This window comes from Ensifer adhaerens, from assembly GCF_001270265.1.
Taxonomy (GTDB): domain Bacteria; phylum Pseudomonadota; class Alphaproteobacteria; order Rhizobiales; family Rhizobiaceae; genus Ensifer; species Ensifer adhaerens_B.
In genome coordinates, this window is record NZ_LGAP01000001.1 from 1 (window position 1) to 23158 (window position 23158).

Genomic DNA, 23158 nt, shown 5'->3' on the forward strand with positions numbered 1-23158 from the left:
GCGATATCCGCTCCCACTGCTCGTCCCGAAGGATCAGACGATCCAAAACACCCATGACTGCCTCCAAAAGACAGTCTTGAATCTGATTTGCTCACCCTTGGAAAGCCCAAGAGTCCACACGACCTAGCGCTCAGTACGGGCGCTTGCCAGGAGATGGTTTTCTGCCGTTGGCTTTTGCCGTCGAGGAATCGTTGCAATCTGCGGTCGGGTCACAGTGAATGTGTGCCTTCACTGATTGCTGTTCGCCGGGCTGGGCGGCCGACATTCATTTGCCATTCAGCCTCTATCGGTTATTGCTTTTGCCATGATGCTTCCCAAGTTGAAAGTGCGTTCATGTCTTCACCAGTGATCATCGCCGCGCTTGCCGCAGGCCTTGCGGGATTTGCTCCGCCTGAGATCAGCGTACCGTTGGACTCTGTCGTCCGTGTGGCCGGCGATTGCAGCGCGGCTGCTCAGCAAGTCGTTTCGGAGACCGGCGGCGAGTTGCTGTCGGCACAACCGACGTCCGATGGCCAGTGCGTGATCACGGTACTCGTGCCGGGCAATGGTGGACGACCGAAGAAGGTGACCGTAAGGGTGCCGATGTAATTCGCTCGTGAAGACGCTGCGAAAGAGGGGAAGTGGTTACGAATGCGCATTCTGATAGTCGAGGACGACGTCAACCTGAACCGGCAGCTCGCCGAAGTGCTGAAGGAGGCTGGCTACGTCGTCGATCAGGCCTATGACGGCGAGGAAGGGCACTATCTCGGCGATGCTGAGCCCTATGATGCCGTGATCCTCGACATCGGCCTGCCCGAGATGGATGGCATCACGGTTCTTGAAAAATGGCGCGGTGGCGGCAAGACCATGCCGGTCCTGATCCTGACGGCGCGTGATCGCTGGAGCGACAAGGTGGCCGGCATCGATGCCGGAGCCGACGATTATGTCGCCAAGCCGTTCCACGTCGAAGAAGTGCTTGCCCGCATCCGCGCGCTGATCCGTCGGGCGGCGGGCCACGCAAGCTCGGAAATCGTCTGCGGCCCGGTGCGGCTCGACACCAAGGGATCGAAGGCAACCGTCGACGGGACGGCGCTGAAGCTGACGTCGCACGAGTTCCGGCTCCTCTCCTATCTCATGCACCACATGGGCCAGGTCGTATCGCGAACGGAACTGGTCGAGCATATGTACGACCAGGACTTCGATCGCGATTCCAACACGATCGAAGTCTTCGTCGGTCGGTTGCGCAAGAAGATCGGCAACGACCTGATCGAGACGGTGCGGGGCCTGGGATACCGCATGCAAGCACCCGGCAATGGCAATTAGATCTCTCACGGCCCGAGTATTGGCGGTTTCGACCGTCTGGGCCGTCGTCGCCCTGGTGGTGATCGGGGTGGTCATTTCGGCTCTCTATCGGCAGGGATCGGAGCGCGGCTTCAAGGACCTCCTGCGCGCCCAGCTTTTCAACGTCGTCAACTCGATCTCGGTCAATGAGAAGACGGTGCTCGCCGGCAGTCCCCAGCTCGGCGACCTGCGCTTCTCCCAGCCGCAGACCGGCTGGTACTGGATCGTCGATCCGATCGGCGAGTTCGATACGCCGCCGTTGATCTCGACCTCACTCGGCAATGCCAAGCTGCCGATCGCGAGCGTCGACGAAGTGCCCTTCGATACCGGCTATGTCCGCTTCTACACCACCAAGGACCCCTTCGGGAATGAGGTCGAAGTGGCCGAGACCGAAGTCGTTCTCGATATTCAGGGCCACACCGCCCGTTTCCGCGTTGCCGGCAATCGCGACGTGCTGGAGGCCGACGTCAATCGCTTCACCCGCAATCTGACGATCGCGCTTTCCATCTTCGGCCTCGGCGGCCTCGGGATGAACGCGCTGACCATTCTCTTTGGTCTGAGGCCCCTCGATCAGGTCCGCCGCTCGCTGGAGAAGATCCGCGCCGGCGAAAGCGAAAGGCTCGACGGCGCCTTTCCGCGCGAGATCCAGCCGCTTGCAAACGAGGTGAATGCGCTGATCGACAGCAACCGGCGCATCGTCGAGCGCGCGCGCATGCAGGTCGGCAATCTCGCGCACTCGCTGAAAACGCCGATCGCCGTCCTCCTCAACGAGGCCCGCGTGCTTGAGGCGTCGCACGGCGAACTCGTACGGACCCAGGCCGATGCGATGCAGATGCAGGTCCAATCCTATCTGAGCCGCGCGCGGATCGCTGCTCAGCGCGAATCCGTTCTCGCCCGCACGGAAGCGCAGCCGGCGCTCGAGCGGCTGGTCCGCGTGATGCGCAAGCTCAATCCGGAAAAAGAGGTTCATCTATCGATCAACCCGCCGGGTCTGGTGCTTGCGATGGAGCTGCAGGATGTCGAGGAAACCGTCGGAAACCTGCTTGAAAACGCTGCCCGCCATGCCAAGGGCGAGGTCTGGCTGAATGTTCGTCCGGCTACGAACGAAGAGCACGCCAAGGAAACCGGGCGGCAATGGATCGTCCTCGACGTGGACGACGACGGAGCAGGCCTCGATCCCGATCAGATCGCGCTGGCGATGAAACGCGGCAAGCGGCTTGATGAAAGCAAGCCCGGAACAGGTCTTGGGCTGTCGATCGTCAGTGAAATTGTACGGGAATATCAGGGCACTCTGACGCTGTCGCGTCGCGACGAGGGCGGATTGCGGGCCGAGCTGGTGCTGCCGGCTGCGGTTTAGGTGTCACACTGAGGCGCGAAAGTATCGTGTCGGCGGCCCTTCCGGTTGCCTCTGCCAACAGGGGATGCCAAAAGAAAATCAAAGGGAAGTCTCGGCTCCGCCGGTCGGCGCATTCGGAGCCCCGCAGTAGAGAGTACATGTCGCGGATCATGAGGAACCAGGCAGAAATGACACGAACTATTGTCGTCAGCGGCAGGATCGCGGTGATCGCGTCGGCGGTGGCTCTTGCCGGCTGCAGCACTACCTCGGGCGGGCAGACCGCGGCGGCGGGGCTGGGCGCCACTGCGACCCGCAGCGTGTCTTCGACGACGTACATCGCGGCCCTCCAGGGTGGCGTTATCGGTCGGCTCAGCAATCTTGATATCGGAACGTCGGACCGCCAGCGTGCGCTTGAGGCCGAGTACCGTGCGCTGGAGGCTGCTCCGGGCGGTCAGCCGGTCAACTGGCAAGGGCGCAGCGTCACCGGTTCGGTCGTCGCCGCCGCGCCTTATCAGGTCGGTTCGCAGAATTGCCGCCAGTACAGCCACACCGTGACCGTCAAGGGACAGCCGACCACTGCGCGGGGTGCCGCCTGCCGGAATTCCGATGGCAGCTGGACGCCGCTCAGCTGACCGGATTTCCGGTTGCGGCGAAACGCCTCAAATCTCCGTCATCGCAGGTTTTCGAGTTGGAATGGCATGGGTGCCATAGTATTGAGCATCCATGTTGTTCTGGATCCTCGTCGCCACGCTGACGGCGGCTGTAGCCGTCATGCTCATCCTCCCGCTCTTGCGGGCGGCAGCGCCCGCATCGTCTCCCCATAGTCATGATATCGAAGTCTATCGCGACCAGCTCGACGAGCTGACGCGCGATCAGGAGAGCGGCTTGATCAGCGGCGACGATGCCGAGCTCGCCCGAGCCGAGGTCGCCCGGCGACTGCTTGCAGCCGGCGAGATCGACCGTGCCGCAGAGCCCGTCGCAACGACGCGCCGCGGCGTCAACATCGTGGCGCAGGCCTTCGTGCTGCTCTGTCTTCCCGCCATCGGGCTCTGTCTTTACCTGTTCACAGGCAGCCCAGGTGTTCCGGCGCAACCGCTGGCGGCACGCCTTGCCGATCCCGGCGCCGATATCAACATTCTGATTGCCCGCGCCGAAAACCACCTGGCGCAGAACCCGAATGATGGTGCCGGCTGGGACGTGCTTGCGCCGATCTACATGCGCAACGGTCGCGTCGAGGAGGCGGTCGCCGCCTATGACAGCGCCGTGCGCCTGCTCGGGCCGACGCCGGCGCGGCTGGGTGGCTATGCAGAGGCGCTGATCACGCTGTCGGGCGGACTGGTGACCACCGAGGCACAGTCGGCCCTGCGCAGATCCCTCGCCATCGATCCGAACGATCCGCGTTCCGAATTCTATCTTGCCCTCGGCCTGAAGCAGGAAGGCAAGAAGGATGAGGCACTGGCGGCCTTCAACAGGCTCGTCGCCCGTTCTCCGGCGGATGCGCCGTGGGTGCCGCTGGTCAAGCAGCACGTGGCCGAGCTTTCGGGTGGCGCTGCCGGAAATGTTGCGGGTGCGGCACCGGGAAATCCGAGCGCGGACGATATCGCCGCCGCGCAGGATATGAGCGCCGGCGACCGCCAGGAGATGATCCGTGGCATGGTCGAGAGCTTGGCGAGCCGTCTCAAGGAGGATCCCGCCAACGCCGAAGGCTGGGCGCGGTTGATCCGCTCGCATGTTGTGCTTGATCAAAGAGATCAGGCGGCTGCCGCCCTAAAGGAAAGTCAGAAAACCTTCCCGGCGGACGGCGAGCAGGGGAAACAGCTGCTTGCGCTCGCCCGTGAACTCGGGATCGCGACGGACGGAGAGACGCAATGACGCGCAAACAGAAGCGCCTGGCGATCATCGGCGGCGGCGTTGGCTTTCTGACGATGGCCATCCTCCTGGTGATGTTCGCCTTCAGTCAGGCGATCGCCTATTTCTACGTGCCGAGCGACCTCGCCAAGGCCGACGTGCCGCCGGGAACGCGCATCCGCTTGGGCGGCCTGGTTGAGGCCGGTTCGGTCAAGCGCGGCGACGGCAAGACGGTGACGTTTACCGTCACCGATACGCTGGGCCAGGTGCCGGTGACCTATACCGGCATCCTGCCGGACCTGTTCCGCGAAGGGCAGGGCGTGGTCACCGAAGGCACGTTCGTTGCCGGCAGCTCCGTCTTCGTTGCAGATTCCGTGCTTGCCAAGCATGATGAGACCTATATGCCCAAGGATGTCGCCGACCGCTTGAAGGCGCAGGGTGTCGAACTCAGCGGGAAGGAAACCGTTCGATGATCATCGAACTTGGACATTATGCGCTGGTTCTGGCGCTGGCGACCGCCTTCGTGCAGGCGGCCTTGCCGATTCTCGGCGCCAGGCTCAACGATCGCGCCCTGATGGAGCTCGCCTCCAGCGCGGCTGTTGCCTGCTTCCTGCTTGTCGCCTTCGCCTTCGCGGTTCTGACCTTTGCCTATGTGACGTCGGATTTCTCGGTCCGAAACGTCTGGGAAAATTCGCACTCGCTGAAGCCGCTGATCTACAAGATCTCCGGCGTGTGGGGGAACCATGAAGGATCGATGCTGCTCTGGCTCTTGATCCTGGTATTCTTTTCGGCGCTGGTCGCCACCTTCGGCCGCAATCTGCCGGAAACGCTGAAGGCGAACGTGCTCGCCGTCCAGGCCTGGATTGCCGTGGCGTTCACGCTGTTCATCCTCCTGACCTCCAACCCTTTTGCCCGCCTGATTCCGGCGCCGGGCGAGGGCAAGGACTTGAACCCGATCCTGCAGGACGTCGGCCTCGCCATCCATCCGCCCTTGCTTTATCTGGGCTATGTCGGCTTTTCCGTCTGCTTCTCCTTCGCCATCGCCGCCCTGATTGAAGGGCGCATCGACGCGGCCTGGGCGCGCTGGGTCCGCCCCTGGACCCTTGCCGCCTGGACATTCCTGACGGCAGGCATCTCGATGGGCTCCTATTGGGCCTATTACGAGCTTGGCTGGGGTGGCTGGTGGTTCTGGGATCCGGTCGAAAACGCCTCCTTCATGCCTTGGCTTGCCGGTACTGCGCTGCTGCACTCCGCCCTGGTCATGGAGAAGCGCGAGGCGTTGAAGATCTGGACCGTGCTGCTCGCGATCATGACCTTCTCGCTGTCGCTGCTCGGCACCTTCCTGGTCCGCTCCGGCGTGCTGACCTCGGTTCATGCCTTTGCCACCGACCCGACGCGCGGCATCTTTATCCTCGCCATCCTCGTCTTCTTCATCGGCGGCGCCTTTTCGCTGTTTGCCTTCCGCGCATCGCGGCTGAAAGCCGGCGGCATCTTCGCGCCGATCTCGCGGGAAGGGGCTCTTGTCTTCAACAACCTCATCCTGACGACGGCGACCGCGACCGTGCTGACCGGCACGCTCTATCCGCTGGTGCTCGAAGCGTTGACTGGTGACAAGATTTCGGTTGGGCCGCCCTTTTTCAACATGACCTTCGGGCTGTTGATGCTGCCGCTTCTGTTTGCGGTGCCCTTCGGACCGCTGCTTGCGTGGAAGCGCGGTGATCTCATGGGCGTTGCCCAGCGGCTGTTTGCGGCGGTTGCCGTCGGCCTCGTCGTCGGCAGCGGCTATTATTACGCCATGAACGGCGGGCCTATCCTGGCCCTGTTCGGCATTGCGCTGGGCGTCTATATGATCGGCGGCTCGCTGACGGATCTGGCGCTGCGATCGGGGCTCGGCAAGGTTGCGGGCAACGTCGCCTGGAGGCGGTTCTCCGGCTTGCCGCGCTCGGCCTTCGGCACCGCCCTTGCGCATATCGGTCTTGGCGTCACGCTGATCGGCATCGTCGCGGTCACCGCTTTCGAGACCGAGACCGTCGTCGAGATGAAGCCGGGCATGACGGTGGACGCCGGAGGCTACACCCTGCGCTTCGACGGCATGCGCAATGGCAGTGGCCCGAACTACTCCGAGGAATCGGGGCATTTCACCATCAGCAGCGGTGGCGTCGTCGTCACCGACATCTGGTCGTCGAAGCGGCTGTACCAGGCCCGGCGCATGCCGACGACGGAAGCCGGCATTCGCACGTTCGGCCTGAGCCAGCTCTATGTCTCTCTTGGTGACCAGATCAGCGAAGGCGGCATTGTCGTGCGCATCTGGTGGAAACCGATGATCCTGTGCATCTGGGGCGGAACACTGTTCATGATGGCAGGTGGTTTCGTCTCGCTCAGCGACCGCCGCCTGCGCGTCGGTGCGCCGACGCGCGCCAAGCGGCCGAAGACGATCCCGGTGGGGGCGGCCGAATGAACCGTTTGCTGCTTGCGCTCTTTTTGTTTCTGGCGCCGCTCGGTTCGGCCTTCGCGGTCAATCCTGATGAGGTCTTGCCCGATCCGGCGCTTGAGGCGCGGGCACGGGCGATCTCTGCCGAGCTTCGCTGCATGGTCTGCCAGAACCAGTCGATCGACGATTCCAATGCCGAACTTGCCAAGGATCTCAGGGTTCTGGTGCGCGAACGGCTGGCAAATGGCGACAGCGACGAGGCGGTGATCGACTATGTCGTCTCGCGCTATGGCGAGTTCGTGCTACTGAAACCACGGTTCGGAACCAAGACGATGATCCTGTGGGGTATGCCGGTCCTGCTTCTGCTGGTCGGTGTGGTGACCTTGCTGGTGGCGGCACTCAGGCGCGGCCGTCAATCGCGCGGCACGCCGCTTTCCGACGACGAGAAGGAAAAGCTGAAGAAGCTGCTTCAGCCCTAGAACCGACCGGATAGCGCGCCATCGCCGGCGGCCTTCGCCAACATTACCAAAAATTCATCTTCCGGACAGAACTCAGTAAGGTCCCATCCGTTACATCTTTCGTCATCGGCTGTTCCTCCAGTCAGCCAACAGCGAGATCGCCACCCCCGCGGCGGTTCTCGAAATCACGATGTCGAAGCTGCTTGTCCGCGGCTTCAAGGAAGAGAAAAGGCAAAACGGATGTTTACGACCAAATTCCTGCGTCCCTCCCTCAAGACTGTCCTGAAGACCTCGACGGTTGCGGGTCTTGCGGCCGTCATGCTGACCTCCGGTCTGCCGGCAACGATCACCCAATCCTTCGCCGAAGCCGTCAAGGTCGATGCGCCCTCGGTGCCGAGCTTTGCCAATGTCGTCGACGCCGTTTCCCCGGCCGTCGTCTCCGTCCGCGTTCAGTCGCGCGCCAACCCCGTTTCCGACGACAGCAGTGGCTTTACTTTCGATTTCGGCGGCCGCGGTCTTGACGAGCTGCCGGATGATCACCCGCTGAAGCGCTTCTTCAAGGAATTCGGCGGACCGCGTGGCGATGATCGCGCCGAACGCGGCCCCGGCCGTCGCGGCCCGCACGGCGAAGGCCGCCTGCGTCCGACCTCGCAAGGGTCCGGCTTCTTCATCTCCGAAGACGGCTATCTCGTCACCAACAACCACGTGGTTTCCGACGGTTCGGCTTTTACGGTGATCCTCAACGATGGCACCGAGCTTGACGCCAAGCTGATCGGCAAGGACAGCCGCACCGACCTCGCTGTGCTCAAGGTCGATGACAAGCGCAAGTTCACCTATGTCACCTGGGCTGACGACAACAAGGTACGCGTCGGCGACTGGGTGGTTGCCGTCGGTAACCCGTTCGGCCTCGGTGGCACCGTGACATCCGGCATCATCTCGGCCCGCGGCCGCGACATCGGCTCCGGCCCCTATGACGATTATCTGCAGGTCGACGCAGCCGTGAACCGCGGCAACTCGGGCGGCCCGACCTTCAACCTCTCGGGTGAAGTGGTCGGCATCAACACCGCGATCTTCTCGCCGTCGGGCGGCAATGTCGGCATCGCCTTCGCGATTCCGGCATCCGTCGCCAAAGATGTCGTTGCTGACCTGATCAAGGATGGCTCGGTATCGCGCGGTTGGCTCGGCGTTCAGATCCAGCCGGTGAGCAAAGACATCGCTGAATCGCTCGGTCTGTCCGAAGCAAACGGCGCGCTCGTCGTCGAACCGCAGGCCGGCTCGCCGGGCGAAAAGGCCGGCATCAAGAAGGGCGATGTCGTTACCGCACTCAACGGCGACACGATCAAGGATCCGCGCGATCTCGCCCGCAAGGTAGCCGGCATGCGCCCGGGCACCACGGTGGATGTCACGTTGTGGCGCAACGGCAAGTCTGAAACCGTCAAGCTCGAGATCGGCACGCTGCCGAAAGATGACAAGGAAGCGGCCAAGGATCAGGGCACCCAGCCCGAGGAAACGCAGCCGTCGAGCGAACAGGCCCTGGCCGACCTCGGTATGACGGTTGTCCCTTCCGATGACGGCAAGGGCGTGACGATTGCCTCGGTGGACGAAGATTCGGATGCCAGCGATCGTGGCCTGAAGCAGGGCGAGAAGATCGTCTCCGTCAACAATCAGGAAGTGAAGTCGGCGGACGACATCCTCAAGGTGATCAACCTTGCCAAGAAGGACGGCCGCAGCAAGGCGCTCTTCCAGATCGAAGCCGAGAACGGCAGCCGTTTCGTGGCGCTTCCCATCGACCAGGGTTGATCGCGGCAGCGAATGAATGACCAGGGCGCCGCGACATCTGATCGATTTCGCGGCGCTCGCCGTTTGGGGCGAAGTGATCGCCATGCCGGTTGTCGGAGAGACCGAAACCGGTTGAGACAGACAGGGGTCCGGGACTATGGTCACGCGTATGAAGATTCTTATTATTGAAGACGATATCGAGGCAGCCGCCTATCTCGCAAAGGCGTTCCGCGAGGCTGGCATTGTCTGCGACCATGCCAGCGACGGCGAAAGCGGCCTCTTCATGGCCAGTGAAAACAGCTACGACGTTCTCGTGGTCGACCGCATGTTGCCGCGCCGCGATGGCCTGTCGGTAATCTCGGAACTGCGCCGCAAGGATATCCACACACCGGTGCTCATTCTGTCGGCGCTCGGCCAGGTCGACGACCGGGTGACGGGCCTGCGCGCCGGTGGCGATGACTATCTGCCGAAACCCTATGCCTTCAGCGAGCTTCTCGCCCGTGTCGAAGTACTCGGCCGCCGCAAGGGTACGCCGGAACAGGACATGGTCTATCGGGTCGGCGACCTCGAACTCGACCGCCTGTCGCATTCGGTTCGCCGCCAGGGCAAGGAAATCCCGCTGCAGCCGCGCGAATTCCGGCTCCTCGAATATCTCATGAAAAATGCTGGTCAGGTCGTGACCCGCACGATGCTGCTCGAAAACGTCTGGGACTATCACTTCGACCCGCAGACCAATGTGATCGACGTGCATGTCTCGCGGTTGCGCTCAAAGATCGAGAAGGACTTCGATCTGCCGCTGCTTCGCACAGTGCGCGGCGCCGGCTATATGATCAAGGACGACCGGACCGCCGGCGCATGAGCAAACTCGGCGTCCTGTTCAGGACAACCGCCGTTCGGTTGTCCGCGCTCTATCTGATCCTCTTCTCGCTCTGCGCCGCCTTTCTCGTCTTCTACGTCACCGGCATGTCCGAACGCCTGCTCCAACAGCAGACGCGCGACGCGGTGACCGCAGAGGTGACCCAGATCGAACAGGTCTATACCCGTGCCGGGATCAATGGTCTGCTGCGTTCGCTTGAACGACGTGCACGGCAACCGGGCGCCAATCTCTATGTGATCGCCGGGCCGAGTGGCGAAATCCTTGCCGGCAATGTGGCGAGCCTGGAACCCGGCCTGCTCGATCGCGAAGGCTGGACGGAGCGGCCTTTCGCCTACCAGCGCTATACCGACGAGACCCGCAAGGACAGCCATGTCGCGCTTGCCCATGTGCTGATGCTCGACAACGGCCTGCGCATCCTCGTCGGGCGCGACCTGCAGGAGCCACAGAAGTTTCGCGCCCTGGTGCGGCAGGCGCTGATGGTGGCGCTTGGCATCATGGGCCTCGGTGCGCTGATCATCTGGTTTGCCATCGGCCGCAATGCGTTGAAGCGCATCGACCGCATGTCGGAGGCGAGCACCAAGATCATGGCGGGCGATCTGTCGCAGCGTCTGCCGACGAGCGGTTCCGGCGACGAGTTTGATCGGCTTTCCGAATCCCTGAATGCGATGCTCGGGCGTATCGAGAAACTGAATGAGGGCCTGCGTCAGGTCTCCGACAACATCGCCCATGACCTGAAGACGCCGTTGACGCGGCTGCGAAACAAGGCGGAAGCCGCACTTGCACGCAAGGGCACAAGTCAACGCGGTGCGCTTGAAGAAATCATCGGCGAGTCGGACCAACTGATCCGTACCTTCAATGCGCTTCTGATGATTTCGCGCGTCGAAGCGGGCTCGGCTGCCGCCGAGATGAGCGAGGTCGACCTTTCGCAGATCGTGTCCGATTGCGTCGAACTCTATGAGCCGGTCGCGGAAGACGTCGGCCTGCGGCTGGAAGCGGATTTGGCTCCCGCCATGGCGATTTCGGGCAATCGCGAGCTTGTCGGCCAGGCGCTCGGCAATCTGCTCGACAACGCGATCAAATACGCCGAAGGCGCAGGCGAGCCACTGATCAAGGTTGCGCTCGGCAGGCGTGACGGCAAGGTTGTCCTCTCGGTTGCCGACCGTGGCCCGGGCGTTCCCGAGGAAAAGCGCGACGACGTTGTCAAGCGTTTCGTCCGGCTGGACGACAGCCGCTCCAAGCCCGGCACGGGTCTTGGTCTGTCGCTCGTCGAGGCGGTTATGGAAATGCACCATGGTGCACTGGAGCTGGCCGCGACTGTTCCTGATAACGCCGACAACGGCAAGGGACTGACGGTACGCATGGTTTTCCCGGCGTCGGCGACCTGATAGACCTGTTTGCGGAGAACAGGGGGGGACGGCATGCAGGACACGACGGCAGGGCACTGGTGGGGCATGGAAACGGCGCCGATCAAACCGGCAAGCCAGGCCGACGCCAAATCCGCGCTGTCGGTGCTGAAGGACATGGCCAAGGGCCATGACCAGATCAGCCGCCTGCTGGCGTCCGAAACACCGTTCAAGGCCTTCATCGTTGCCGCCTTCGCCTTGTCGCCGTTCCTGCGTGACACCGGTGGCAGTCAGCCCGGCATACTCGAACAGATCCTGTGTGAACCGCTGCTGGAATTTCTCACCGAACGGGTCCGGCGGGCGCGGGATGCCTGGGTGCCCGCCGAGCCCGGCGTGGCGCTGCCCGATACCGAGATCATGACACGGCTTCGAAAGGCCAAGCGCGAGCTTGCCTTTGCCGTAGCACTTGCGGACCTCTCCCGGCATTTCGACGGTCGAGAGACGACGCGATGGCTGAGCGAATTCGCCGGCGCTGCGGTTTCGGCGACGATCGACCATCTGCTCTTAAGCGGCCACCAGGGCGGCAAGCTGGTGCTCAAGGACGTGACCGCACCCAGCGTTGGTTCGGGCGTCGTGGTGCTCGGCATGGGCAAGCTCGGCGCCTTCGAGCTCAACTATTCCTCCGACATCGATCTCGTGGTGTTTTATGACCCGCAGTCTGGCATCGTCGTCGATCGCGACGATGCATCCGAGACCTTCGGCCGGTTGCTGCGCCGCCTCATTCGTATTCTCCAGGAGCGCACGGGCGACGGCTACGTCTTCCGCACCGACTTGCGCCTTCGCCCGGATCCTGGCTCGACGCCGCTCGCAATCCCCGTCGAGGCGGCGATGCTTTACTATGAGAGCAGGGGTCAGAACTGGGAGCGCGCAGCCTTCATCAAGGCACGACCCGTTGCCGGCGATATCGCCGCAGGCGATGCGTTTTTGAAGGAACTAACGCCCTTCGTCTTCCGCAAATACCTCGACTATGCGGCAATCGCCGACATTCATTCGATCAAGCGGCAGATCCACGCCCACAAGGGTCACGGCGAAATTGCGGTCAAGGGACACAATATCAAGCTCGGTCGCGGCGGCATCCGCGAGATCGAGTTCTTCGTTCAGACACAGCAACTGATCGCCGGCGGGCGCATGCCCGAACTGCGGCTGAAGGCGACCGAGCCGATGCTGCGTGCGCTGGTGAAGGCCGGCTGGATCGACGAGACCACGGCAGACGAACTGGTCGAAGCCTACTGGTTCCTGCGCGATGTCGAACACCGCATTCAGATGGTGCGTGACGAACAGACCCATGTGCTGCCGGAGACCGAAGCGGAGCTGAAACGCATCGCCTTCATGCTCGGTTTCGAGGATACCGCCACTTTTTCCAAGGCCCTGTCGAAGGTCCTGCGCACGGTCGAGCGACGTTATGCCCAGCTCTTCGAGCAGGAGGCGAAGCTTTCGAGCGAGACGGGCAATCTCGTCTTCACCGGCCAGCGGGACGATCCCGATACGCTCGAAACCTTGAACAAGCTTGGATTCCAGCGGCCGTCCGACATCTCGCATACGATCCGGACCTGGCACTACGGTCGCTACCGCGCGACACAGTCGGTAGAGGCGCGCGAGCGGCTGACGGAACTGACACCGGAACTCCTGCGTGTCTTCGGCGAAAGCCGGCGCGCCGACGAGGCGCTCCTGCGTTTCGACCACTTCATCTCAGGCCTGCCGGCCGGCATCCAGCTGTTCTCGCTGCTCGGCAACAATCCGCGGCTTTTGTCTCTGATCGTCAACATCATGTCCTCGGCGCCACGGCTTGCCGAAATCATCGCCGCGCGGCCGCATGTGTTCGACGGCATGCTCGATCCGGGCCTCCTGGCGGAGCTGCCGACCAGAGACTATCTGGCGCCGCGCATCGCCAACTTCGTCGCCGGCGCCCGCCACTACGAGGAGGTCCTCGACCGGCTGCGCATCATCGCCGCCGAGCAGCGTTTCCTGATCGGCATTCGCCTGTTGACCGGCTCCATCTCAGGCGCGCAGGCCGGCCGCGCCTTTACCGATCTCGCCGACCTGATCATCGCTGCGGCGGTGGATGCGGTGCTCGCCGAGGTGCGTTCGGTCCATGGCGATTTCCCGGGTGGGCGCATTGTCGTCGTCGGCATGGGCAAGCTTGGCAGTCATGAGCTGACGGCGGGCTCCGACGTCGACCTGATTCTGCTCTACGACTATGACGACGCGGCTTCGGATTCGGATGGCGGCAAGCCACTCGATCCGATGCGCTACTTTACCCGGCTGACGCAGCGTCTGATTGCCGCGCTCTCGGCGCCGACGGCCGAAGGTGTGCTTTATGAGGTCGACATGCGGCTGAGGCCGTCCGGTAATAAGGGGCCGGTCGCCACCCGCATCAACGCCTTTGCCAAGTATCAGCGCGAAGAGGCCTGGACCTGGGAGCATCTGGCCCTGACACGGGCGCGCTGCATCTGCGGCGACGACAGCCTGAAGGCGCAGGCCGATGCCATCTTCGCCGAAGTGCTCGGCCAGAAGCGTGATGTCGCCAAGATCGGCGCCGACGTGATCTCGATGCGCGAGATGATCGACAGCGAGAAGCCGCCAAGCGACATCTGGGATTTCAAGCTCATTCCCGGCGGCCTCGTCGATATCGAGTTCATCGCGCAGTCCCTGGCGCTGATCGCGCCCGCCAAGGGCGTGCCGCCGCTTGAAGCCGGCGCCCACACGGTCGACGCCTTGAAGGTCCTCGGCGGCGCGATGATGAACCCCAATGATCTCGATACGACCATGGAGGCATTGAGCCTCTTCACCGAGCTGTCGCAGATCGTGCGCCTGTGCATTGAGGGAGAGTTCGACCCGAAGGAGGCGCCTGCCGGTCTCGTCGACCTCGTCTGCCGTGCAGGGGACTATCCCGACCTGAAAACGCTGGAGGCCGATATCAAGCGGCTGTCGAAGGCCGTTCGACGCATCTTTCAGTCGGTGGTTTCGGGATAGGGGCGCACGTCGCCGTCGCGATCGGGCATGCGCAATGAAATGATGGTACCGACATTCTCGGCGGAATGGATCTTCATCGTTCCGCCGTGCAGGCGCGTCAGCGACCGGGAGATCGCAAGCCCGAGGCCGGAACCGCCCTTGCTCTTGGCATACTGGCTCTGCACCTGCTCGAAGGGCTGGCCGATCTTCTGCAGGGCGTCGCGCGGAATGCCGATGCCGGAGTCAGCGATCGTCAGCGTCACTGCGCCCGTGACCTTGCGGGCGCGCAGTGAAATGCGCCCACCTTCATTGGTGAACTTGACCGCGTTCGACAACAGATTGAGCAGAACCTGCTTCATCGCGCGCCGATCCGCGACCACGGTCAGGCCCGAGGCAATATGTTGCACGACATGGATGTTCTTCTGCTGCGCCGGGATCGTGGTGAAGCGCAGCGTCTCCTCGATCAGCGGAGCGAGATCGATTGTCTCGCGACTGATGCGCATATGCCCGGCTTCGATCTTCGACATGTCGAGAATGTCGTTGATGACGTTCAGCAGGTGCTTGCCGCTCTCGTGGATGTCCCGCGAATATTCATCGTATTTTTCCGAACCGAGCGGCCCGAACATCTGGTTCTGCAGGATCTCCGAAAAGCCGAGAATGGCGTTGAGCGGTGTCCTGAGCTCATGGGACATGTTGGCCAGGAATTCCGACTTGGCGCGGTTCGCCCCCTCGGCACGTTCCTTTTCCGCCTGGTAGTTGGCATTGGCGATCGATAGCTCGGTCTTCTGTCGCTCCAGGGTCATGCGCGAGGCCGAGAGGTCGCCGATGGTCGCCATCAGCCGGCGCTCGGATTCGCGCAGTCGCACCTGGTGGCGCTTCAACAGCGTGATGTCGGTGCCGACCGAAACGAGGCCGCCGTCGCGCGTGCGTCGTTCGTTGATCTGCAGCCAACGCTCGTCGGCGAGCTGCACCTCTGTCGTTTGCGAATGGTTGCTGCGGTCCGGATCCGCGATGCGCCGCTCCACCACCGGGCGCGCGGCCGCCGCGTGAACGGCAATGCGCTCCGTACCCGGCACCAGCACATGGTCCGGAAGCTTGTAGGCTTCCTGGTAGTGCGTGTTGCACATGACCAAGCGGTCCTGCTTGTCCCAGAGGACGAAGGCCTCGGAGGTACATTCGATGGCATCGGCCAGGCGCTGATCTGCCTCCGCATAGCGTTGGGCCAGGCGATGCTGCTCGGTAACATCCATGGCGATGCCGATGAGATGGGCGCGGCCTGAAACGGTACGGATGATCTCGGCGCGGGCGCGCAGCCAGACATAGTGGCCGTCCGCATGGCGCATGCGGAACACCTGGTCGATCTGACGCGCATCGCCGCGGGCAATCGTGCGTGCGACCCCGTAGATACCGCGATCGTCCGGATGCATCAGCCGCGCGGCATCACCGAAGGAAAGCACGCTGCTTTCGCCGGGCATACCCAGCATTTCATACATCGACCGCGACCAGAACAGCCGTCGGTTGGCAAGATCGAAATCCCAGAGGCCGCATCGGCCACGTGACAGCGCGGTTTCGACCCGCAGGTTCGATTCCGCAAACACCGAGTCGGCGTCGCGGGCGCGCTTGGCCTGGATGTAATAGGCGTAAAGCACCACCAGCAGGATCGCCGAGATGCCGGCAAACAGCGTCACATTCAGTGAAACCTCGTCGCGCCACGCCGTTTCGAGCTGGGTCACCGGCGTTGCTGCCAGAATGACGCCGGCCGCTTCGGGCAACTGTGCAAGGGCGACGATATGGTCGACGCCGTTGAGGGCCGTCTTCATGATGCTGGAATGTTCGCCGTAATATTGCAGCGTGGCGATATCAGGCGCGACCGAGGCGAGTGTCCGGCCGATCAGCGGCACGCCGTCCGGCGTGCTGGCGAAGATCCGGCCGTCCTTGCGCACGGTCAACAGGAACATGCCCGGATCGAGCATGGTGGTGGGCAGGAACTGGGTCAGTCGCTGTTCGGCGTCCCAACGTCGGCCCTCGTCGAACAGCGTCATGCCGTCGGCCTGGAACGCAGCCACGGCCGTTGCCGCTGCGAGCCCGACGGTCTGGCGCGAGTTGTCTTCCATCCGGGCGTGTTCACCCATGATGCCGGACATGCGCGATACCGCCACGATGATCAGGAATGCGATGATGAGGATGGGAATGGAGCGCTTGAGAATAGGCTCCGCGCTCGCAAGACGCTGCGACGTCGGCTCGGCGAAAATCTTCGCCTGCGAGATGAACTCGCGTTCCAGGCCGGAAAAGCCTGGAAACTTGAGTCGCAACCGCCCGTCGGCTGCGCTCGCTGGTCGCGCGTCCGCCATCTTACCCAATGTAAAACCCTCTGATGATTCGCCGCGCCGCTCGCCCGAATCTGACTCAATGAATCACAGGGCGATTCGCCTTGTCCAGAGGCAATGGTAAAGATTTCTTAACCATTTCTTATCGTTGGAAAATAATAGGCCGGGTCGCGCAAGCGGCCCGGCCCGTGAAAAGCACATGCATTCCCCACTGCATGTTTCCTTTAATCGTATCCGATTGAAGGAAAAAACATGCAGTCAATCAAAGTGCTACAGCGACCTTAGCGCGTCTTAAATGACGCGCGGCGCTGTAGGCTTTTTTCAGGCCTTGAGCATGCGCTCGACGATGTCGCTGACATCGGCCGAAAGCTTGGTCGCGCCGGCGATTTCCTTCAGCGCATTGCGGGCATGTTGGGCGCGCGCGTCTTCGAGCGAGCGCCAGGAGCGCATCGATGTCAGGATGCGTGCCGCCAGTTGCGGATTGCGCGGATCGATGTCGAGGATCTGCTTCGCCAGGAAACGATAGCCCTCGCCATCGGCGCGGTTGAAGCCTGTCGGATTGGCGAAGGCATAGCTGCCGACCAGAGACCGGACGCGATTGGGATTGTTGCCGTTGAAAAGCGGCTCGGTCATCAGCGCCTTGACGCGCTCGAGTGTCGCGGATCCCGGGATCGTCGCCTGAACCGCGAACCACTTGTCGATGACCAGCGCGTTATCGGCGAAGCGCTTGCGGAAGGCCGCCAATGCCTGAGCCGTCTCGGAAGCGTCCGGGAACCGGTGCGCGAGCAGTGCCAGCGCATGACTGAGATCGGTCATATTGTCCGCGGCTGCGAAGGCTTCGGCCGCCCGCTTCGGATCGTCCTCGCCCTGGACGAGATAGGTGAGTGCTGCGTTGCGCAGAGCGCGACGTCCGGCACTTTCCGCATCGGGGCTGAACGAACCCGTCGACGCCATTTCGCCCGCCAGTCGAAGAAAGGTCTCGCGGCCGACGGCCGCGATCGCCTTGAGGATCTGCTGCCGGGCGGCATGGATGGCATCCGGATCGTTGTCGGCGCCGATCTCGCGGGCGATGTCGGCTTCGCTCGGCAGTGACAGCGCCTGCGACCGGAATGCCGGCTCCAGCTTGTCGTCAGCCGCCGTAGCGATAAGGCCGTCGATGAGCGCCTTTTCGCACGTAACGGGTTTACCCGCGCGAACATTGGCCGTCGCCGACACCAGATTGGCAAGCGCAATGGCATTGAGCGCCTGCCAGCGTGCGAAGAGATCGCTTTCGTGGCGCGCAATCAGCGCCAGATCGTCGTCGGTCTGCTCGATATGCAGATTGATCGGGGCGGAAAAGCCGCGGTTGAAGGACGGCACCGGCCGCGAGGTGATACCGGTGAAAACCACCGTCTGCTTGCGGTCGGTGAGATGCAGCACATCACCGGTGATGTCGGCGCCCGAGACGCTCGAAAGGTCTGCTTCGCCGCCGCTTTCCAGCAGCAGGCCCATGCGCAACGGAATGTGCATCGGTTCCTTGGCACTTTGTCCCGGCGTCGGCGGCACGGTCTGTTCGAGCGACAGGGTGAAGGTCTGCTTGGCCGCGTCATAGGCGCCGGAGGCCGTCACCAGCGGCGTTCCTGCCTGGTGGTACCAGAGCGAAAACTGGCTGAGATCGCGGCCGCTGACATCAGCGAAGCAGGCGACGAAATCCTCGATCGTCACAGCCTGGCCGTCGTGGCGCTCGAAGTAGACATCCATGCCCTTCTTGAACAGGTCGCGACCGAGAAGGGTTGCGATCATCCGGGTGACTTCGGAGCCCTTCTCATAGACCGTGGTCGTGTAGAAGTTGTTGATTTCTCTATATTTCGTCGGCCGGACCGGGTGGGCGAGGGGGCCGGCATCCTCGGGGAACTGTTCTGATTTCAGGTGCCGCACTTCGGCGATGCGCTTGACGGCACGCGAACGCATGTCGGCGGAAAACTCGTGGTCGCGATAAACAGTCAGGCCTTCCTTGAGGCAGAGCTGGAACCAGTCGCGGCAGGTGATGCGGTTGCCGGTCCAGTTGTGGAAGTATTCGTGCGCGATGATCGCTTCGATGTTGGCGTAGTCGGCGTCGGTTGCCGTTTCCGGATCAGCCAGCACGTATTTGTCGTTGAAGACGTTGAGCCCCTTGTTCTCCATGGCGCCCATGTTGAAGTCGGAGACGGCGACGATCATGAAGATATCCAGATCGTATTCGCGGCCGAACGCCTCTTCGTCCCACTTCATCGAGCGCTTCAGGGCATCCATGGCGTAGGACGCGCGCGGCTCCTTGCCGTGTTCGACATAGATCTTCAGCGCGACGTCGCGGCCGGACATGGTGGTGAACGTGTCTTCGACCACACCAAGATCGCCGGCAACCAGCGCAAAGAGATAGCTGGGCTTCGGATGCGGATCGAACCAGGCGGCGAAATGCCGGCCGTCGCCCATGTCGGCACCGCCGAGATAGTTGCCGTTTGAAAGCAGCAGCGGAGCGGATTTCTTGTCGGCGATGATGTTGACGGTATAGACGGCAAGAACGTCGGGACGATCAGGGAAGTAAGTTATGCGGCGGAAGCCTTCCGCCTCGCACTGCGTGCAATAGACGCTGTTGGTGCGGTAGAGACCCATCAGCTTGGTGTTCGTCTCGGGCGAGAGCAGCGTGGTGATGGTGACTTCGAACGGGGCGGTCTCGGGCAGGCCGCGGATCGTCAGCGTATCGTCGGTAACGTCGTAGAGCGAGGCCGCAAGCTCTTCCTGGTCGAGGAGCAGGCCGGTCATGACGAGCTCGTCGCCGTCGAGCACCAAGGGCGCGGATGCCTCTACGCCCTCCCGCCGATGCAGGATCAGCCGCGCTTCGACCTTGGTTTCCTTCGGGTCAAGCTCGAAGGTCAGATCCACTCTTTCAAGAACGAAGTCGGTCGGCCGGTAGTCTTCCAGATGAATGATCTGGCCAGTATTTGTCCGCATGGTCAGTCCCGCTCGCGCCTTGCTACTGGTGGATTTGTAGAGGGCGCTTGTGATGGTGAAAAGGCCAAAGGGCGAAAAGCCGGATATGCCACACGATTGTGATGCCGGCGACCGCACTTCCGGCAGAAAAGACATGGCGTCCGGTATTCTTCCCGCTCCCTTATCTCTTTGACGTGTATCGAAGTGGCACTAACAAGAAATAAACCGGAAAGGTTTTTTTCGACCACGCTAAAGAATTATGGCGATTGTCATTGCTTCGATGAATTCATCAAGAAAAAACACAAGTCATCAAGAAGTTTGATCCGACTTTCGCAGGCGGCGCAGCTAGAGTGACATGGTTCCCCGGCGAGCCTCTCGCCCAAATCTCCCAAACTATCGCCGCTGCGGTCCTTGTCCGCTCAGGCTTGAAAAGCGCTTTCCATGGATGCCGAAGTCGAAAACCCGATGAAGGGGATCCTGCTCAAGGTCCTTTCGGTGATCATTTTCGTATGCATGTCGACCTTGATCAAAGCGGCGGGAAGCGCGATCGCTACCGGCCAGATCACCTTCTACCGGTCCGCCTTCGCCATGGTGCCAATCCTCGGCTACCTCGCCCTTCGCGGGCAAGTGCGCGATGCTTTCAAGACGAAGGACCTCGGTGGCCACATCGCGCGTGGCTTCGTCGGCATCCTGGCGATGAGCTTCGGCTTCTATGGCCTCGTGCATTTGCCGCTCCCCGAAGCCATCGCCATCGGTTATGCGATGCCGTTGATCGCCGTGGCCTTTGCCGCGATCTTTCTCGGCGAGACCGTCCGGCTTTACCGCTGGTCGGCCGTCGTCATCGGTCTGGTCGGCGTCATGATCATCACCTGGCCGCGGCTGACACTGTTCCGTGAAGGCGGTCTCGGATCGTCCGAGGCGCTCGGAGCGGCGGCGGTGCTGCTGTCGGCAGCTCTCGGCGCGATCGCCATGGTGCTGGTGCGCAAGCTGGTAAAGGCCGAGCGCACGCACACGATCGTGCTCTACTTCTCGCTCTCGGCCTCGGTCTTTTCGCTCGCCACCCTGCCGTTCGGCTGGCCGAGTATTTCGCGCGAAGCCTTCCTGCTGCTCATGGTGGCCGGTTTCTGCGGCGGCGTGGCGCAGATCCTCTTGACCGAAAGCTACCGCCACGCGGACATGTCGACGATCGCGCCGTTCGAATACACGTCGATCGTGCTCGGCCTGATCATCGGCTATTTTCTGTTTGATGACGTCCCGACGGGCACGATGCTGATCGGGACCGCCATTGTCGTCGGTGCCGGTATCTTCATCATCTTTCGCGAACATCGGCTTGGCCTGGAACGTAAAGGCGCGCGCAAGCACGTCACGCCGCAAGGCTGACGTCCGGTTCTAGAGCGTTTCCGGCTTAGACGGAGTCACAGAAACGCTCTATCTCTTTGTTTTGACGCATTTTCTGACGGAAAACCGCTTCGCACTTTTCCTGGAAATGCTCTATTCCGGCTGTCTTTCCCAGGCGGGCACGGTGTCGTCTTCGATCAGGCCGTCCAGTGATGCCTGCTGGGCGATCGGGCTGGTGACGTCGGGCCCTGGTGTGGGCAGCACCGTCGTCGCCTGGAAGTCGGTCTTGGCGACCAGGCCCTGGTGTTGATCGCGTCTCAGGATTCGCCAGGCCGCATAACTGCCGTAGAGCGCGAAATAGACGGCAAGCACGAGGAACAGTGCCGCCGGCCCGAACCGGTCCATGACGGGCCCGACCATCAGCGGTCCCGAGATCGTGCCGAGCCCATAGGTGATCATCAGGCCCGAGGAGATTTCGACATATTCGTCGGGTTTGGCGAGGTCGTTGGCGTGGGCGACATTCAGCGCATAGATCGGAAACAGGACCGAGCCGACGCAGGCGGCGATCGCGTAGAGCACCGTCGGGCTGCTGCCGATCGACGCGGACATGACCAGGCAGGAGATCACGCCGACAATACCGCAGCCGGCCATGACGACGCGCCGGTCGATGCGGTCGGAGGCGCGGCCGATCGGGATCTGCGAGATGGCGCTGCCGGTCAGGAGCGAAGCAAGCAATGTTGCGCCTTCGCCGGTCGAAAGGCCGATCTTCTGCGTGAACACGCCGCCAAGGTTCAACCAGGCGCCCGACAGCGCGCCGGCGAGAAAGCCGCCGACCACGGCAACGGGGGAGCGGCGAAACAGCCCGGGAATGTCGAAGCGCGCCTGCGCCGGCGGTGCCGGCATCGGCGAAGAGGAAAGCGCGGTCGGCAGCAGCGCCAGCGAGAACAGGACGCCGCAGAGGATGAAGAGCGATGTGTTGGTCGGGTCTCCAAGCGGCACCATGTACTGTCCGCCGATCGTGCCGACCATCGTGGTGATCAGGTAAAGCGAGAAGAGCATGCCGCGGTTGTCGTTGGTCACCCGTTCGTTGAGCCAGCTTTCGATGACGAGATAGCTGCCGGAGATCGCGAAACCGGATATGGCGCGAAAGGCGATCCAGAGGCGCCAGTCGACGACCAGCCCGCACAGCAGGATGGCGATCGAAAGCAGGGTGATGAGCGCCGTGAAGACGCGGACGTGGCCGACGCGCAGCACGAATTTCGGCGTGATGATGCAGGAAAGTGTGAAGCCGATCGTGTAGCCGGTGGCGATGACCGACACCGTCATCGTCGACCAGTTCTCGGCGACGGACCGAACCGGGATGACGTAGCTCTGAAGGCCGAAGGCCACCATCATCAAGAGGGTGGACAGCATCAGGCTGAGGACGGAAGCGAGACTGGCCAGCATCGGCGCTCCTGAAAACAAATGCGCGCCGTGTTGACCAACCGGATGGCTGGCAACGAAGGCGCGATGCGGAGCGAGCGCAGTCAGGCGAAGATGCCGGATAGACCTGTCGCTTCGAAGTCGAAAACGACTGTGGCTCTATCCAGTTTCAAAGGCGCTGTCGATTGCGACAGCCGATAACAAAAAGACGGTAACGGTCTGTCGCTAAAGGCGATCAGTTCGGCAGCAGCGGGCTGATCGCCGAGCGATGGGCGCGGCGGGCGTCCTTGGTGGTGCTGAGCGCGGTGTATTCGCGCGAGGCACGAACAGCCGTGCCGATGTCGGCGATCGAATCGAACAGGACCTTCAGGCTTGCGATGGGCTTGGTCATGATCTTGTTCCTTGTCCTTACGTCGTCTCATTCACGCGACACGCCGTTCGGCGCACCGCGTGGGGATCAGCGCTGGATGAAGTCGGCGAAGAGCTGCGCCGGACGGGTGGTTCGGGCAAGGCCGATTGCAGTCATCTGCTCGTTGGCTGCCGTGCCGAAGCGGTTGAACGGCGTCCGCAGAGCAGCGCCGGTGTGGCGGAGCGTCTCAAAGCTGCTGTGGATCGGACGAAAGCGGGCAGTCATGGTTCTTGTTCCTTATTCCATTCCTCCCGTGTCGATATATTGCGCTGCAACATGAATTTTGCAATGCATCAGAACGCTGCGCAG

The 23158-nt window shown here is 62.4% G+C and carries 18 protein-coding genes; 13 read left to right on the forward strand and 5 right to left on the reverse strand.

Going from position 1 to position 23158, the window contains the following annotated elements; all coding sequences use genetic code 11:
* The first annotated feature begins 333 nt into the window (after positions 1 to 333).
* The 12 genes from AC244_RS00005 to AC244_RS00060 all read left to right on the forward strand — a co-directional run bounded on the left by AC244_RS00005 (position 334) and on the right by AC244_RS00060 (position 14425).
* Complete coding sequence (locus AC244_RS00005; RefSeq protein WP_053246830.1) at positions 334 to 588, forward strand: hypothetical protein; 255 nt, start codon at positions 334 to 336, stop codon at positions 586 to 588.
* A gap of 42 nt (positions 589 to 630) precedes the next feature.
* Positions 631 to 1302, forward strand: coding sequence for a two-component system response regulator FeuP (gene feuP, locus AC244_RS00010; protein ID WP_053246831.1), 672 nt, complete (start codon positions 631 to 633; stop codon positions 1300 to 1302).
* Positions 1292 to 2677 (forward strand): sensor histidine kinase, encoded by a 1386-nt coding sequence (locus AC244_RS00015; RefSeq protein ID WP_053246832.1) that lies wholly within the window; start codon positions 1292 to 1294, stop codon positions 2675 to 2677. The genes feuP and AC244_RS00015 overlap by 11 nt, the downstream gene beginning before the upstream one ends.
* Before the next feature lie 167 nt (positions 2678 to 2844).
* Positions 2845 to 3288 carry a hypothetical protein gene (locus AC244_RS00020; RefSeq protein WP_053246833.1) on the forward strand — a complete coding sequence of 148 codons (444 nt, stop codon included), beginning with the start codon at positions 2845 to 2847 and terminating at the stop codon, positions 3286 to 3288.
* Between the two features lie 91 nt (positions 3289 to 3379).
* Positions 3380 to 4528, forward strand: coding sequence for a c-type cytochrome biogenesis protein CcmI (gene ccmI, locus AC244_RS00025; RefSeq protein WP_053246834.1), 1149 nt, complete (start codon positions 3380 to 3382; stop codon positions 4526 to 4528).
* Positions 4525 to 4977, forward strand: a complete 453-nt coding sequence (gene ccmE, locus AC244_RS00030; protein ID WP_053246835.1) for a cytochrome c maturation protein CcmE — start codon at positions 4525 to 4527, stop codon at positions 4975 to 4977. The genes ccmI and ccmE overlap by 4 nt, the downstream gene beginning before the upstream one ends.
* Positions 4974 to 6962, forward strand: a complete 1989-nt coding sequence (locus AC244_RS00035) for a heme lyase CcmF/NrfE family subunit (RefSeq protein ID WP_053246836.1) — start codon at positions 4974 to 4976, stop codon at positions 6960 to 6962. Before ccmE ends, AC244_RS00035 begins: the two co-directional genes overlap by 4 nt.
* Positions 6959 to 7414, forward strand: coding sequence for a cytochrome c-type biogenesis protein CcmH (locus AC244_RS00040; RefSeq protein ID WP_053246837.1), 456 nt, complete (start codon positions 6959 to 6961; stop codon positions 7412 to 7414). The genes AC244_RS00035 and AC244_RS00040 overlap by 4 nt, the downstream gene beginning before the upstream one ends.
* 219 nt (positions 7415 to 7633) lie before the next feature.
* Positions 7634 to 9193, forward strand: coding sequence for a Do family serine endopeptidase (locus AC244_RS00045; RefSeq protein WP_053246838.1), 1560 nt, complete (start codon positions 7634 to 7636; stop codon positions 9191 to 9193).
* A 136-nt stretch (positions 9194 to 9329) separates the two neighbouring features.
* Positions 9330 to 10031 (forward strand): response regulator transcription factor, encoded by a 702-nt coding sequence (locus AC244_RS00050; protein WP_053246839.1) that lies wholly within the window; start codon positions 9330 to 9332, stop codon positions 10029 to 10031.
* The gene (locus AC244_RS00055) at positions 10028 to 11434 is read left to right on the forward strand and encodes a sensor histidine kinase (RefSeq protein ID WP_053246840.1); all 1407 of its coding nucleotides are present in this window, start codon (positions 10028 to 10030) and stop codon (positions 11432 to 11434) included. The genes AC244_RS00050 and AC244_RS00055 overlap by 4 nt, the downstream gene beginning before the upstream one ends.
* A gap of 33 nt (positions 11435 to 11467) precedes the next feature.
* Positions 11468 to 14425 carry a bifunctional [glutamine synthetase] adenylyltransferase/[glutamine synthetase]-adenylyl-L-tyrosine phosphorylase gene (locus tag AC244_RS00060; RefSeq protein ID WP_053246841.1) on the forward strand — a complete coding sequence of 986 codons (2958 nt, stop codon included), beginning with the start codon at positions 11468 to 11470 and terminating at the stop codon, positions 14423 to 14425.
* Here the strand turns inward: AC244_RS00060 and AC244_RS00065 are convergent.
* Both AC244_RS00065 and pepN read right to left on the reverse strand, forming a co-directional pair.
* Complete coding sequence (locus tag AC244_RS00065) at positions 14404 to 16764, reverse strand: ATP-binding protein (protein WP_053246842.1); 2361 nt, start codon at positions 16762 to 16764, stop codon at positions 14404 to 14406. The genes AC244_RS00060 and AC244_RS00065 overlap by 22 nt on opposite strands.
* A gap of 288 nt (positions 16765 to 17052) precedes the next feature.
* Positions 17053 to 19701 (reverse strand): aminopeptidase N, encoded by a 2649-nt coding sequence (gene pepN / locus AC244_RS00070; RefSeq protein ID WP_053247604.1) that lies wholly within the window; start codon positions 19699 to 19701, stop codon positions 17053 to 17055.
* Positions 19702 to 20121: 420 nt separating this feature from the next.
* On the opposite strand from pepN, the gene AC244_RS00075 reads away from it, so the two are divergent.
* Entirely contained in the window at positions 20122 to 21060 is a 939-nt protein-coding gene (locus AC244_RS00075) for a DMT family transporter (protein WP_053246843.1), read from the forward strand.
* Positions 21061 to 21171: 111 nt separating this feature from the next.
* On the opposite strand, the gene AC244_RS00080 is transcribed toward AC244_RS00075, so the two are convergent.
* The 3 genes from AC244_RS00080 to AC244_RS37360 all read right to left on the reverse strand — a co-directional run bounded on the left by AC244_RS00080 (position 21172) and on the right by AC244_RS37360 (position 23074).
* Positions 21172 to 22464 carry an MFS transporter gene (locus tag AC244_RS00080; RefSeq protein ID WP_053246844.1) on the reverse strand — a complete coding sequence of 431 codons (1293 nt, stop codon included), beginning with the start codon at positions 22462 to 22464 and terminating at the stop codon, positions 21172 to 21174.
* Between the two features lie 211 nt (positions 22465 to 22675).
* Positions 22676 to 22831 carry a hypothetical protein gene (locus AC244_RS37355; protein ID WP_167590825.1) on the reverse strand — a complete coding sequence of 52 codons (156 nt, stop codon included), beginning with the start codon at positions 22829 to 22831 and terminating at the stop codon, positions 22676 to 22678.
* A 66-nt stretch (positions 22832 to 22897) separates the two neighbouring features.
* Positions 22898 to 23074, reverse strand: coding sequence for a hypothetical protein (locus tag AC244_RS37360; RefSeq protein WP_152975804.1), 177 nt, complete (start codon positions 23072 to 23074; stop codon positions 22898 to 22900).
* Between the last annotated feature and the right edge of the window lie 84 nt (positions 23075 to 23158).

Excerpts from the sequence above, each read along its gene's own strand:
- AC244_RS00005 (WP_053246830.1), top strand. The coding sequence starts at position 334 with ATGTCTTCACCAGTGATCATCGCCGCGCTTGCCGCAGGCCTTGCGGGA.
- feuP (WP_053246831.1), top strand. The coding sequence starts at position 631 with ATGCGCATTCTGATAGTCGAGGACGACGTCAACCTGAACCGGCAGCTC.
- AC244_RS00015 (WP_053246832.1), top strand. The coding sequence starts at position 1,292 with ATGGCAATTAGATCTCTCACGGCCCGAGTATTGGCGGTTTCGACCGTC.
- AC244_RS00020 (WP_053246833.1), top strand. The coding sequence starts at position 2,845 with ATGACACGAACTATTGTCGTCAGCGGCAGGATCGCGGTGATCGCGTCG.
- ccmI (WP_053246834.1), top strand. The coding sequence starts at position 3,380 with ATGTTGTTCTGGATCCTCGTCGCCACGCTGACGGCGGCTGTAGCCGTC.
- ccmE (WP_053246835.1), top strand. The coding sequence starts at position 4,525 with ATGACGCGCAAACAGAAGCGCCTGGCGATCATCGGCGGCGGCGTTGGC.
- AC244_RS00035 (WP_053246836.1), top strand. The coding sequence starts at position 4,974 with ATGATCATCGAACTTGGACATTATGCGCTGGTTCTGGCGCTGGCGACC.
- AC244_RS00040 (WP_053246837.1), top strand. The coding sequence starts at position 6,959 with ATGAACCGTTTGCTGCTTGCGCTCTTTTTGTTTCTGGCGCCGCTCGGT.
- AC244_RS00045 (WP_053246838.1), top strand. The coding sequence starts at position 7,634 with ATGTTTACGACCAAATTCCTGCGTCCCTCCCTCAAGACTGTCCTGAAG.
- AC244_RS00050 (WP_053246839.1), top strand. The coding sequence starts at position 9,330 with ATGGTCACGCGTATGAAGATTCTTATTATTGAAGACGATATCGAGGCA.
- AC244_RS00055 (WP_053246840.1), top strand. The coding sequence starts at position 10,028 with ATGAGCAAACTCGGCGTCCTGTTCAGGACAACCGCCGTTCGGTTGTCC.
- AC244_RS00060 (WP_053246841.1), top strand. The coding sequence starts at position 11,468 with ATGCAGGACACGACGGCAGGGCACTGGTGGGGCATGGAAACGGCGCCG.
- pepN (WP_053247604.1), bottom strand. The coding sequence starts at position 19,701 with ATGCGGACAAATACTGGCCAGATCATTCATCTGGAAGACTACCGGCCG.
- AC244_RS00075 (WP_053246843.1), top strand. The coding sequence starts at position 20,122 with ATGGATGCCGAAGTCGAAAACCCGATGAAGGGGATCCTGCTCAAGGTC.
- AC244_RS00080 (WP_053246844.1), bottom strand. The coding sequence starts at position 22,464 with ATGCTGGCCAGTCTCGCTTCCGTCCTCAGCCTGATGCTGTCCACCCTC.
- AC244_RS37355 (WP_167590825.1), bottom strand. The coding sequence starts at position 22,831 with ATGACCAAGCCCATCGCAAGCCTGAAGGTCCTGTTCGATTCGATCGCC.
- AC244_RS37360 (WP_152975804.1), bottom strand. The coding sequence starts at position 23,074 with ATGACTGCCCGCTTTCGTCCGATCCACAGCAGCTTTGAGACGCTCCGC.